13 protein-coding genes and 1 pseudogene are annotated in these 12,323 nt (G+C 70.5%); 6 read left to right on the forward strand and 8 right to left on the reverse strand.

Annotated elements, in window-relative coordinates:
• Positions 1 to 93 precede the first annotated feature (93 nt).
• From JAP66_RS13370 to JAP66_RS13380, 3 genes are read left to right on the forward strand one after another with little or no spacing between them, the layout of a single operon-like run.
• Complete coding sequence (locus JAP66_RS13370; RefSeq protein ID WP_199431998.1) at positions 94 to 1,431, forward strand: MFS transporter; 1,338 nt, start codon at positions 94 to 96, stop codon at positions 1,429 to 1,431.
• A gap of 53 nt (positions 1,432 to 1,484) precedes the next feature.
• Positions 1,485 to 3,047: a PAS domain-containing sensor histidine kinase gene (locus tag JAP66_RS13375; protein WP_199431999.1), complete on the forward strand. Its 1,563-nt coding sequence runs from the start codon at positions 1,485 to 1,487 to the stop codon at positions 3,045 to 3,047.
• A complete protein-coding gene (locus JAP66_RS13380; RefSeq protein ID WP_199432000.1) occupies positions 3,044 to 3,760 on the forward strand; it encodes a response regulator in 717 nt (238 codons plus the stop codon). Before JAP66_RS13375 ends, JAP66_RS13380 begins: the two co-directional genes overlap by 4 nt.
• Before the next feature lie 9 nt (positions 3,761 to 3,769).
• Here the strand turns inward: JAP66_RS13380 and JAP66_RS13385 are convergent, their stop codons facing one another.
• The 7 genes and pseudogenes from JAP66_RS13385 to JAP66_RS13415 form a co-directional block, all read right to left on the reverse strand.
• Positions 3,770 to 4,045: a muconolactone Delta-isomerase gene (locus JAP66_RS13385; protein WP_199432001.1), complete on the reverse strand. Its 276-nt coding sequence runs from the start codon at positions 4,043 to 4,045 to the stop codon at positions 3,770 to 3,772.
• 103 nt (positions 4,046 to 4,148) lie between these two features.
• Complete coding sequence (locus tag JAP66_RS13390; protein WP_199432002.1) at positions 4,149 to 4,850, reverse strand: alpha/beta hydrolase; 702 nt, start codon at positions 4,848 to 4,850, stop codon at positions 4,149 to 4,151.
• Complete coding sequence (locus JAP66_RS13395; RefSeq protein WP_199432003.1) at positions 4,847 to 5,707, reverse strand: class III extradiol dioxygenase subunit beta; 861 nt, start codon at positions 5,705 to 5,707, stop codon at positions 4,847 to 4,849. The genes JAP66_RS13390 and JAP66_RS13395 overlap by 4 nt, the downstream gene beginning before the upstream one ends.
• Positions 5,700 to 6,044: a protocatechuate 3,4-dioxygenase gene (locus tag JAP66_RS13400; RefSeq protein WP_199432049.1), complete on the reverse strand. Its 345-nt coding sequence runs from the start codon at positions 6,042 to 6,044 to the stop codon at positions 5,700 to 5,702. The genes JAP66_RS13395 and JAP66_RS13400 overlap by 8 nt, the downstream gene beginning before the upstream one ends.
• 24 nt (positions 6,045 to 6,068) lie before the next feature.
• Positions 6,069 to 6,920: pseudogene (locus JAP66_RS13405) on the reverse strand (bifunctional 5,10-methylenetetrahydrofolate dehydrogenase/5,10-methenyltetrahydrofolate cyclohydrolase); the annotation flags it as partial.
• Between the two features lie 10 nt (positions 6,921 to 6,930).
• Complete coding sequence (gene purU / locus JAP66_RS13410) at positions 6,931 to 7,800, reverse strand: formyltetrahydrofolate deformylase (protein WP_199432050.1); 870 nt, start codon at positions 7,798 to 7,800, stop codon at positions 6,931 to 6,933.
• Positions 7,800 to 8,684, reverse strand: coding sequence for a methylenetetrahydrofolate reductase (locus tag JAP66_RS13415; protein ID WP_199432004.1), 885 nt, complete (start codon positions 8,682 to 8,684; stop codon positions 7,800 to 7,802). The genes purU and JAP66_RS13415 overlap by 1 nt, the downstream gene beginning before the upstream one ends.
• A 364-nt stretch (positions 8,685 to 9,048) precedes the next feature.
• Between JAP66_RS13415 and JAP66_RS13420 the strand changes: the two genes are divergently transcribed.
• From JAP66_RS13420 to ligM, 3 genes are all read left to right on the forward strand, one after another.
• Positions 9,049 to 9,771: a PIG-L deacetylase family protein gene (locus JAP66_RS13420; protein WP_199432005.1), complete on the forward strand. Its 723-nt coding sequence runs from the start codon at positions 9,049 to 9,051 to the stop codon at positions 9,769 to 9,771.
• A complete protein-coding gene (locus JAP66_RS13425) occupies positions 9,768 to 10,463 on the forward strand; it encodes a 4-carboxy-4-hydroxy-2-oxoadipate aldolase/oxaloacetate decarboxylase (RefSeq protein ID WP_199432006.1) in 696 nt (231 codons plus the stop codon). Before JAP66_RS13420 ends, JAP66_RS13425 begins: the two co-directional genes overlap by 4 nt.
• A 119-nt stretch (positions 10,464 to 10,582) precedes the next feature.
• Positions 10,583 to 11,989: a vanillate/3-O-methylgallate O-demethylase gene (gene ligM, locus JAP66_RS13430; RefSeq protein ID WP_199432007.1), complete on the forward strand. Its 1,407-nt coding sequence runs from the start codon at positions 10,583 to 10,585 to the stop codon at positions 11,987 to 11,989.
• Between the two features lie 78 nt (positions 11,990 to 12,067).
• On the opposite strand, the gene JAP66_RS31855 is transcribed toward ligM, so the two are convergent.
• A partial coding sequence (locus tag JAP66_RS31855; RefSeq protein ID WP_210770048.1) for a hypothetical protein occupies positions 12,068 to 12,323 on the reverse strand: 256 nt, incomplete at its 5' end.

The raw sequence follows: 12,323 nt of genomic DNA on the forward strand, positions 1-12,323 counted from the left end.
GGCCTACCTTTCCCTGAACCGCCGGCACGGCATGTCGCCGCACAGCGCCGCGCGGGCCACCGCAAGCCCACAGCGTCCGAAGGAGCACGCAGCATGGCTTCTGAGCCAGCCCCCGCGCGACCGTCGAGGAAGGGCATCTTCGCCGCGAGCTTCGTCGGCACGTCGATCGAGTGGTACGACTACTACATCTTCGGCACGGCCGCGGCCCTCGTCTTCGGCAGCCTGTTCTTCCCGGAGGTCTCCCCCGCGGCCGGAACGCTCGCCGCGTTCGCCACCTTCGCCGTCGGGTTCGTCGCCCGCCCCCTCGGCGCGGCCGTCATCGGGCACTTCGGGGACCGGATCGGCCGCAAGGCCATGCTGATCCTCACGCTGGTGCTGACCGGCGGGTCGACGTTCCTGATCGGGGTCCTGCCCACGTATGCCGCGATCGGCCTGGCCGCACCACTGCTGCTCGTGGTGCTGCGCCTGGTGCAGGGATTCGGTGTCGGCGGCGAGTGGGGAGGCGCGATCCTCATCGCCACGGAGAACGCCTCACCGCGCCGCCGCGCGCTCTACGGCAGCTTCGCGCAGTTCGGCGTCCCCATCGGCGTGCTGACTTCCAACCTGGCCTTCCTCGCCGTATCCGGAATGTCCGACGACCAGTTCCTCTCCTACGGCTGGCGGATTCCGTTCCTGATCAGCATCGTGCTGGTGGTCATCGGCTTCGTCGTCCGCACCCGGCTGCGGGACGCTCCGGAGTTCCAGCGGGCCAAGAAGGAAGGCGCGATCAGCAAGATCCCGCTGAGCGAGCTGTTGCGCAGGCAACCGCGCAACCTCGTGCTGGCCAGCCTGGCATCCGTCGCCCCGCCCGCCGTCGGCTACACCGTCATCCTCTACATGCTCACCTACGGCACCACGGTCGTGGGATTCGAACGGACCACGCTGCTCACGCTCATCCTGTCCTCGACCGCCGTGTGGATCGGCACCATCGTGGTGGCGGCACTCGCCGCGGACCGGTTCGGCCCGAAGAAGGTCTACATCGTCGGTGCCACCACCGCGGTGCTGTGGCCGTTCCCGCTGTTCGCGCTGGTCAACACCGGCAACATCGCTCTCGCGCTGCTCGCCTTCGTGGTCGCCGCGATGGTGCAGGGCGTCATGGCGGGCGCGCAGGGCGGGCTGCTCAGCGGCGCCTTCGACGTCGTCGTCCGCTACAGCGGCATCTCCATCGCCTACCAGATGGGCGGCATGATCGGCGGCGCCGTCACACCCATCGTCGCGACCGCCCTCTTCGCCACCTACGAGTCCTCGACCCCCGTCGCCCTCTACGTCATGGGCCTTTCGCTGGTCAGCCTCCTCGCCGTGCTGGGGATTCGCGCGGGCGCCCGCGAACCGGCGGCCTCGCCGAGCACGCCGTCGGGGCGGCTCGGAGCGTCCACGGAGCCGCGCTCGTGAGCGCAGCGTAGTACGGTCTGTCCACGGACACGGTGCTGGTCGACGGGGCGAAGATGCGGAACGACGGCGGACCCACGATTGACGACCGCGCCCTGCGGACCCTGCTGGACGTATCCGCCGACGGCCTGGCGGTGCTGGACGGTGAAGGCCGGTTCGTCGCCGCGAATCCGGCCGCCGCGCACGTCCTCGGCCTCAGCGCGGAGGAGCTGGCCGGGCAGGCCGCTCCCTTCGACACCGGCGCCACGGCCGAACTGGGGCCGGAGGACCGCCTCCGCGGTGGGTGGGTGACACCGGGCGGGCGGCGGCGGGACCTCGAGTACCGCGTCGCGCCGGTGGCCGGAGGCGGCTACGCCGTCTGGTTCAGCGACGTGACCGACACCCTGCGGCAGCAGGAGCGGCTCACCGCGATCGCCAGGACGGCGTCGAACGTCGCCGCCGTGTGCTCGCTGCGTGCGACACTCGATGCCGTCGCCAGCGAGGTCGCGATGACCGCCGCCATCGCGGCCGTGCAGATACTGACCCTGGACAACCCGCAAGACGAGGTCCGCGTGCTCGGTATGGCCGGCTTCCCGGACGCGGACGCCTTCGACTTCACCGAACGGCTCAGCGCGTGCCGCCGCCTCGGCGCGCGAGTGCTGTCGCTGGAGGCGTTCCTGGACGGGAAACCGGTGGTCGCGCCGCACCGCAGGCCGGCCATCCTGGCCGACCCGGCGTGGGAACCGCTGCACGAGTTCATGAGCTACCCCGACTGGGACAGTTTCGTCTCGGTGCCGCTCGTGGCCCGCGGCCGCACGCTCGGGGTGATCAACGCGTACTACCTGCCGGATGAGGATCCGGCACCGGGCTCGCTGGCGTTCCTCGAAGCCATGGCCGACCAGGCGGCGGTCGCCATCGACACCGTCTCCCTCGTGGCGCAGACACGCTCGCAGGCACAACTCGACGCCCGCCGCAGGCTGGCGCGCGACCTGCACGACTCCGTGGCGCAGCAGCTGTTCTCGATGCGGATGCAGGCGAAGGCGCTGCGCGCACAGCTGGGCGTCGCCGACCCGGAACCGGCCGGCCTGCGCGGTGGTGTCGAGGAGCTGGCCGAGCTGTCCCAGAGCGCGCTGGCCGACCTGCGCGCGCTCATCTTCGAGCTCCGTCCGCTCGACCTGGCCGAACACGGGCTGGTCGACGCCGTCCGCTCGCACGCCGACAGCGTCGCGGCCCGGACCGGCCTCTCCATCAGCGTGCGGGATCCCGCCGGCCTCGAATGGGACGCCGGGATCGACGTCCAGGAGGACCTGTACCGCATCATCCAGGAGGCACTGCACAACGTGGTCAAGCACGCGAGCGCGACGAGTGTGGACATCCGCTTCGGCCGGACCGCGGACGGCCGGAAGGTGACCGTCGAGGTGACCGACAACGGGGAGGGCGCCGGGCGCGGCTCCGGCAACCCGGTGGCCGACGGGACCGGTCAGGGCATGCTGGGGCTGGTGTCGATGCGGGAGCGCATCCAGCAGTGGGGCGGCACCCTCGCCGCCGGCCCCGGCGCGGCGGGCGGCTGGACGGTCGCGGTCACCGTGCCGCGGCCCGGTGCGCCGGGCACCCGGACCGAAGGCGGGCGGCTCCGATGACGAGCGGCGAACCGGAGGAGCGGACGGTCCGGGTGATGGTCGTCGACGACCACGCGATCGTGCGCCGGGGCCTGCTGGCCTACATCGAGACCGTGCCCGCCCTGACGGTGATTGGCGAGGCGGCCGACGGGGAGCAGACGGTGGCGAGGCTGCGGCAGTGGCACACCCTCGGCGATCCGCTGCCCGACGTGGTGCTGATGGACCTGCAGATGCCGCGGCTCGGCGGGGTCGAGGCGACCGCGGAGATCACGCGGTCCCATCCCACGGTGAAGGTCGTCGTCCTGTCCAGCTTCGGCGAGGTGGAGCGGGTGCACGCCGCACTCGCCGCGGGCGCCGCCGGTTACCTGCTCAAGGACGCCGAGCCCGAGGAGGTCGTGCTCGCGATCCGCGCCGCGGCGGCCGGTGAGATGCACCTGGACTCCGCGGTGACGCGCAAGCTCACCCGCCGCATGGCCGCGCCGCACGTCGGGCTGACGGCCCTGACCGCGCGCGAGCGCGAGATCCTCACCCTCGTCGCGCAGGGCTGCTCGAACCGGGAGGTCGCCGAGCGGCTCGTGATCAGCGAGCGCACGGCACGCACCCACGTGAGCAACATGCTGACGAAACTCCAGCTCTCCTCGCGGACCCAGGCCGCCCTGCTCGCCATCCGCGAGGGCCTCGTCCCCGGCCCTACCGACCCGTCCGCCGGGACGCATGCGGGCCCTTCGCACTAGGCGTGCTCCTTATCGCTCCTGGGGATGGGTCGCCAGCGCCTCGACGGTGACGTCCATCCACTTCCACATCGGCAGCGACGTGAGCGCCTCGTGCAGCGTGGCCGGGTCGTCCGCCTCGTAGAGGCCGACCGTGGCGTTGCGCCCGGGAACCCGCCACAGCCGCTTGAGCACTCCCGCCTCCCGCAACTGCTGGGCCCGCTCACGTTCCGCCCGGCGAAGCCGCTCGCGGGTGTCGTCGGGCGTGTCGGGCGGCAGCAGGTTCTCCGTGCGTACGAGAAATTCCATCGTCCCTCCGGTTGCCGGTAGGTGTTGTCAGCGCGGCGTCGTGCCTGGTCACCTCTCGTGAGTGAGGAACCGGGTTAGAACTCGGTTCCTCACTCACGACGCGCTAGGCGACGGTGAGCAGTACGTCGGCGAGTTCCTTCGGTGCGGTGACCATCGCCTCGTGACCGGTCGCGAGGTGGTGCACCGGCCAGCCTCGGGCCGCGGCCTTCTCGGCGTGCGGCCGGAACACCCGCATCCAGTCGGTGCACTCGACGAAGGTCGCGGGAACCGCGTCACCGGCTCCACTCAGCCGCAACGGCTCGGTGTAGGTGAGCCACGGGTGCGGCGTCAGGCGCGGGCCGAGCCAGTCGAGGTCGGCCTGCTCCGACACACCGAGCACGCTCAGCGAGCGCACCGGGATGAGCCAGCCGAACCCGGGGCCAGCCACCGATTCGCGGTAGTGCCCGGCCACCTTCGCTGGCAGCAGGTCGATGGCGGCGTCGCCGTCGTCGCCCACGAAGGCGTCGAGGTAGACGCGCCTGCCGAGCCGGCCGGGGATGCGGTCGGCGACTGCGGTGACGACCTGGCCTGCGTAGCTGTGCCCGACGAGGACCACGTCACCGAGGTCGTGCGCCTCGACGAGCGCCACGACGTCCTGCGCGTGCGTGCTCAACCCGACCGAGGGGCTGAGCAGGTGCGCGCGGTCGCTGACCCCGGTCAGGGTCGGTGCGTACACCTCGTGGCCCGCGGCCCGCAGTGCCGGGATCACCCGCTGCCACGCCCATCCGCCGTGCCAGGCACCGTGCAGCAGTACGAACGTGCTCATGCGCTCGCCCCCTCCCCCAGATCCTCGAACAGCGCCAGCGCCGCGGCGGTGTTGGAGGCGGGCACGTGGTAGGTGTCGTGGATCCGCGCTAGCTTGCCGCTCATCGCGCCGCGCATCACCAGCCACATGATCAGCTCGATGCCCTCCGTACCGGCCTCGGCGATGTAGTCCTCCCGCGACAGTGCCGCCAGCTTCTCCGGGTCGTGCTCGATCGCGTCCAGGAACATGCGGTCGAACCGCTCGTTGATCAGGCCCGCACGCGCTCCCGCGAGCTGGTGCGACATGCCGCCCGTGCCGAACACCGCCACCTTCAAGTCCTGGGGGAACGACCGGATCGCGCGCCCGATCGCCTCCCCCAGCGCGTAACAGCGGGCGGCCGTCGGCTGCGGGTACTGGATCACGTTCACCAGCACCGGCACCACGGCGCACGGCCAGGCATCACCCGGATCGGGGCAGTACACCGACAGCGGCACGGTGAGCCCGTGGTCGACGTCGAGCCGGTGGCACGTCGTGATGTCGAACGAGGAGTCCATCAGCTCACGCACCAGGTGCTCGCTCAGCTGCGGTGCGCCCACGACCGGCGGGACGGGCCTGCGGCCCCACCCCTCGTCGGCGACGTCGTACGACTCCGCCGTGCCGACCGCGAACGTCGGCACCAGGTCCAGGTCGATGGCGTTGGCATGGTCGTTGTAGACGACCACCGCCACGTCCGGCCGGTGCTCGGCCATCCACTCCCTTGCGGGCCCGTAGCCGTCGAACAGGGGCTTCCAGTACGGATCCTCGGTCTTTCCGTTGTCCATCGCCGCACCGATGGACGGCACGTGCGAGGTCGCGAGTCCCCAGATGACCCTAGCCAAATTTCCGCCCTCCCGAGCGCATGGCCGCGGCGAACTCCTCGGCCGACATCCCGGTGAAGACACCACCGAGGTACTGCATCGACTTCTTGTCCAGCATGGCCAGCTTGAATGTGTAGAAGATGGAACCGCCCAGCTCCAGCATCGCGGTCCAGTCCCGCTCCAGAATCGCCTTCCGCTGCTCGGCCGAGAGTCCGTAGGCGTCGCAGTAGGCCGCTTCGTCCTCGAGGAACCGGCGCCGGTTCTCCTCGTCCTTCAGGGAACCGCACAACCGGTTGAGCGCATATCCCTGCCGGCTCGCCGCCAGGTCGAGCAGGTAGTTGTCGCGAGCCTTCGTCATTGCCTCACCCCTTACCGGGACCGCGCCGCGTGAGCGCCTGGTTTGGTGGGCCCGTGCCGCCCTGACCGTCTGCGCGAGCAGGGTCGCGATGGTCATCGGCCCGACCCCGCCGGGGACCGGGGTGATGAACGCCGCGCGCTCAGCCGCCTCCTCGTACTCCACGTCCCCGGTGTTGCCGGCATAGCCCGCGTCCACGACGACGGCGCCCGGCCTGATCCACTCACCGCGGATCAGCCGTGGCCGCCCTGCCGCCGCCACCACGATGTCCGCTTCGGCGACCCGCTCGGCCAGGCCGGCGGTCCGGGAGTGGCAGTAGGTGACGGTCGCGTCCCGAGCCAGCAGCAGCATTCCCACGGGCCTGCCGAGGATGGGGCTGCGCCCGACGACGACGGCGTGCCTTCCCGGGAGCGGTATGTCGTAGGCGTCGAGCAGTGCCATGATCCCGCCCGGCGTCGCGGAGCGGAACCCGTCCTCGTCGAACGCCATGGCCGCGAAGGACGCCCGGGTCACCCCGTCCACGTCCTTGGCAGGCTCGATCGCCTCGAACGCGGCCCGCTCGTCGATGTGATCCGGCACGGGGTGCTGCAGCAGGATTCCGTCGACGGCCGGGTCCGCGGACAGTTCCCGGATCCGGCTCACCAGCTCCCCGGTCGTGATCGCCGCGTCCAGCTCGACGCGGTGCGAGTCGATACCGGCCTTCGCGCAGCGATTCGCCTTCATCCGCACGTAGGTTCGCGATGCCGGATCGTCGCCCACCAGCACCGTCGCCAGTGCCGGGACGCGGCCGTGCTCAGCGGCGAACTCGTCCACCTCACGCCGGACCCGGTCGAGTATCGCCACCGACACGGCCCGCCCGTCCAGAATCTGTGCGGTCACCCGGGGCCTCCTAGAAGACGACCGTCGTGTTGCCGTCGCGGATGACCCGGTCCTCGCAGTGCCAGGCGACCGCGCGGGACAGCACGAGCCGTTCGACGTCCGCGCCCTTGCGCTGGAGCTCGCGCACCGACTCGCGGTGCGAAACGCGGATCACGTCCTGCTCGATGATCGGCCCCTCGTCGAGGTCCTCGGTCACGTAGTGCGCCGTCGCGCCGATCAGCTTCACCCCGCGCTCCTTGGCCCGCTGGTAGGGATCCGCCCCCATGAAGGCCGGGAGGAACGAGTGGTGGATGTTGATGACCGGCATCCCGAGCTCCTCGAGGAAGTCCCCGGAGAGGATCTGCATGTAGCGGGCCAGCACCAGCAGGTCGACGTTGCCCTTGAGCAGGTTCAGCTGCTCCTTCTCCGCGGCGGCCTTGTTGTTCTTCTCCACGGGAACGTGGAAGAACGGCAGGCCGAAGCTGCGCACCTCCTCACCGAGGTCGGGATGGTTCGACACCACCATCGGCACCGTCATGGGCAGCTCGCCGCGCCGCTGCCGCCACAGCAGGTCGATCAGGCAGTGGTCCGCTTTGGACACGAAGATGGCGACCCGCTTGCTGCGCTTCACCTCGACCAGCCGGAAGTCCAGGCCCAGTTCCCCACCGAGCTCGGCTTCGAGGGCCTCTTCGAGCCTGCCGATGCGGGCAGGCAGGTCCGGCAGGTGGAAGACGGTGCGCTGGAAGAACCGCCCGCCGGACGGATCGCTCGAGGTCTGGTCGAGCGAGACGATGTTCGCACCCTGGCCGGTGAGCACGCCCGAAACGCTCGCCACGATCCCGGGGCGATCCGCGCCCTGCACGATCAGCCGCCCGTAGTCGCCGTTGTGGTTTCGCTCGATCACGGCCGATCGTCCTTTTCCCGCAGCGAGTTTAGCAGCTCCTGCCGCCAGAGCTCGGTCTTGCGCAACTCGTTGAAGGTGAAGATGTGCAGTCCGCGGATGTTGCCGCCCGCCCCCGGCGCCGCGGCCCCGATCCGCCTGGCCAGTCTCGTCGGGTGGTAGCCGCCCGGCAGGAGGAACCGCCACAGCAGGCTCTGCTGTTTGCGCAGGAACCTCGCCGACTGACCGAGACCGATGCCCGACGCGATCCGCATCAGCTTCTGCCTGTTCACGGGTCCCGGGATGCCGACCTGGACGGGAAGCTCGATGCCGGAGGCGGCGATGCGGGCCGCCCACGATGCCGTCGTCGCGGCGTCGAAGCAGATCTGCGTGATGACGCGGGTGGCCATCGGGGCCTTCTGCTTCAGCGCAAGGTCGATCGTCTCCTGCGGAATGGCGGCGTGGCCCTCCGGGTAACCGCCGACGCCGACCTCGCCGAAGGAATGGCCCGCCTCCTCCATCGCCTGCAACAGCGATTGCGCGTCCGGGAACCGTCCCGCCGGCTCCGGCGCGTCACCGCCGATGACGAAGACCGACCGCACGCCGGCCTCGCGCAGGCGCGCCACCACGTCGCCGACATGGCTCCGGTCGAGGAACTGCCGTGCAGGCAGGTGCGGAGCGACGGTGTACCCGTGCCGTACGAGGCGTTCGGTGAGCTCCAGCGTCGCGTCGATCCCCTTCGCCTCGGTGACCGTGACGGTCAGTGGGACGGCCGCCGGGACGTGCGCGAGGACGGACTCCTCCGTGTTCTTGAACGGCATCACCTCGTAGCTGATGTTGCGTACCAGGCCGGCGAGAGCCGAGCGGCGGCGCCGCGAACCGGCGGTGTCCTGCCGAATGATCACCTGCTTACCTCATTTCTCCATGCGGACCGCATTCCGCCTTCGATCAGTAGAGCGCAGCGGCGAGCGCGTTACGTCCGGCATCCAGACCGGGTCGTCCGCGACAAATGACCGAGACGATCACGGGCGGCGCGGCTACCGGACGACCCGCGGCGGCCGCACCTCGGCCCTGGCCTCGAGCCCGGCGTACTCGGCGGCCGGGTCCGAGGTGCCCGGGCCGCGCGGAGACGGCGCGGCTTCTCCACCGGTCTTGTGTCACCGGCACTACGTCGAATGACGTAGCCCGGACCGGCTTCCGGTAGGTCCCTATCCCGGGCGCGCGCGCCTACCGTCCTCCGTAACTGCCGAGGACTTCGAAGGAGGCCGAATGAGTTCGTTGCTGGTGATCAGCGCCCACGCGGGCGACTTCGTCTGGCGCGCGGCGGGGGCGATCGCGCTGGCGACGGCGCGCGGCGACCGGGCGAAGGTGCTGTGCCTGACCTACGGCGAGCGCGGTGAGTCGGCCAAGGCGTGGCGTGCGGGCAAGCGGCTCGACGAGATCAAGGAGATCCGCCGCGCCGAGGCGGCCGGTGCGGCCGAGGCGCTCGGCGCCGAGATCGAGTTCCTCGACGCGGGCGACTACCCGCTGCTGGAGGCGCCCGAACTGGTCGACCGCATCGTGCGGGTCTACCGGGACGTCGATCCCTCGGTCGTGCTGACCCACCCCCTGTCCGATCCTTACAACCAGGACCATCCCGCGGCGGCACGCATGGCGCTGCAGGCCAGGGTGCTCGCGCAGGCCATCGGCTACGACGCGCCGGGCGAGCCGCTCGGCGCGCCTCCCGTGTTCTTCTTCGAGCCGCACCAGCCCGAGCAGTGCGACTTCAAGCCGGACGTGCTCCTGGACATCACGCCGGTGTTCGACGCCAAGCGCAAGGCCATGGAGTGCCTGCCGGCGCAGCAGCACATGTGGGACTACTACACCGATCTCGCCAAGCGCCGCGGCGTCCAGCTCAAGCGCAACGCCGGCCCCAACCTCGGCCTGCCGCACGACACCATGGGCGAGGCCTACATGCGGCTCTACCCCCAGGTCACCGAGGTGCTCGCATGAGGAACGTCGTCGTCACCGGCCCACCCCGCGCGGATCCGGACCAGGTCACCGACCTCGCCGGGTACGGCGTCGCGACGGTGCACGAGGCGCTGGGGCGCACCGGTTTCCTCGGCCCCGGGCTGCGGCCGGTGCACCTCGGCTCGCACGTCGGCGGCACCGCCGTCACCGTGCTGTGCTGGCCGGGGGACAACCTGATGATCCACGCCGCGGTCGAGCAGTGCCGCCCCGGCGACGTCCTGGTCGTCACCACGACGTCACCGTGCTCCGACGGCATGTTCGGCGAGCTGTTCGCCACCGCCCTGCAGGTCCGCGGCGTGCGCGGGCTCGTCACCACCGGGGGCGTACGTGACGTCGCCGAGCTGCACGAGATGCGCTTTCCCGTGTGGTCGGCGGCGGTCAGCGCGCAGGGCACGGTGAAGGCCACCCCGGGTTCGGTCAACGTGCCGATCACCGTGGGCGGGCAGCTCGTCCGGCCCGGTGACGCGATCATCGCCGACGACGACGGCGTGCTGGTCGTACCCCGCGACGACGTCGGCGCGGCACTCGATGCCGCACAGGCCCGGGTGGACAAGGAACAGGCCGCCCGGGAGGCGTTCCGCGGCGGCGAGCTCGGCCTCGACCGGTACGGCCTGCGCTCCCGCCTCGCCGAACTCGGTGTCGAGTACGTGGACGCCGGGGACTACGGAACCTGACGCCGGTACGTCATATGACCCGATCCACCTCCACCATTCCGCTATGCCGTCCCTCACTCCGCCTCCGTAGCTTGAGGCCGGAGAAATCGCCGACGGCGCCGAACGAGAACGGGTAACACATGAGCGCGAAGAACCTGCAGGAACTGCTGGACCAGTCGGGAAGCACGGTAGACCTCCTCCGCAACTCGCAGCTGGGGGCCTACATCTACCCGGTCGTCCCCTCCGAATTCACCAACTGGCGCCGCGAGGTGACCGCCTGGCGCGAGACGGCGGTGCTGTTCGACCAGACGCATCACATGGTCAACCTCTTCATCTCCGGGCCCGGCGCGCTGCGGCTGCTCTCCGACACCGGGGTCAACAACATGGACAACTTCCCCGTGGACATGGCCAAGCAGTTCGTGCCGGTCTCCCCCGAGGGAGGCGTCATCGGCGACGGCATCCTGTTCCGGCTCGCACAGGAGGAGTTCATCTTCGTCGGCCGCGCGCCGGTGGCCAACTGGCTGACGTTCCGGGCCGAGCACGGTGGCTACAAGGTCGACATCCGCCGCGACGAGCGCTCACCCTCGCGGCCGTACGGCAAGCCGGTCACGCGCGACGTGTGGCGCTTCCAGATCCAGGGTCCGAACGCGTGGCAGGTCATCGAGAAGGTCAACGGCGGCCCGGTCGAGCAGGTCCGCTTCTTCCGGATGGGCCACCTGAACGTCGCGGGCGAGCGGGTCCGCACGCTCCGCCACGGCATGGCGGGAGCGCCCGGCCTCGAGATCTGGGGACCCTACGGCAGCTACGACCGGGTGCGCGACGCCATCCTCGAAGCAGGCCGGGAGTTCGGTCTCGAACCGGCCGGAGCGCGAGCGTACTCGTGCAACACGCTGGAGTCGGGCTGGATCCCCTCCCCCCTTCCCGCCGTCTACACGAGCGAGGAGCTCCGGCCGTACCGGGAGTGGCTCGGCCCGGACAGCTACGAGGCACTCAACGCGGTGGCCGGGAGCTTCGTGTCCGAGCGGATCGAGGACTACTACCTCAACCCGTGGGAGCTCGGCTACGGCTCGTTCGTCAAGTTCAACCACGACTTCATCGGGCGTGACGCGCTGGCGGCCATCGAACCGGAGACGCAGCGGCGCAAGGTGACCCTCGCGTGGAACGCCGAGGACGTGGGCAAGCTCCTCGCCTCGCCCGTCGACCGGGACGGGCCGAGCTACCAGTTCTTCGACCTGCCCAACGCCAACTACGGGTCGTCCAACTTCGACTCCGTGCTCGACGCCGACGGCAATGTCGTCGGGCTTTCCCTGTTCACCGGCTACAGCGCGAACGAGCGCACCGCGCTCTCGCTCGCGACGGTGAACCCCGACGTCCCGCTGGGCGCGGAGGTCACGGTCGTCTGGGGAGAGCCGGACGGCGGAACCCGCAAGACCACCGTGCAGCCCCACGAACAGCTCCCGGTGCGGGCCATCGTGAGCCCGGCGCCCTACTCGGTGATGGCGCGGGAGAGCTACCGGCCCGGATGGCGCACCGCCGTCACGGTCTGACCGCGAACACCGAAGGGTCGTGAGTGGCGGCACGAGCCAGAGCCTGTCCTCGAACCTGCTGGAGCGGACCAGGGCGCGTCATTTGCCCAGGTCACCGGTTGTGAGTGCGTAACAGTGTTCTAACTCGTGTGCGCACGCACGAGAGGTGCCCGGGTGCAGGTTCCGCGGGCGTGCCGCCACGGCGACGTGGATGCCGGTGCCCGGGCGGCCTTGCGAGGTGTTCGGTGGCCGGCCCGTGGCCGGTCCGGCGAGCGACGTTGTGGAGTGGTTCTCGCCGCGGGTCCACGCGTGCGGGACGCTGGTGTCCTCGGCGCGGGCAGCGCATTCGATGATC

Origin of the sequence: Qaidamihabitans albus (assembly GCF_016464705.1) — a bacterium.
In the GTDB taxonomy this organism is placed as follows: domain Bacteria; phylum Actinomycetota; class Actinomycetes; order Mycobacteriales; family Pseudonocardiaceae; genus Qaidamihabitans; species Qaidamihabitans albus.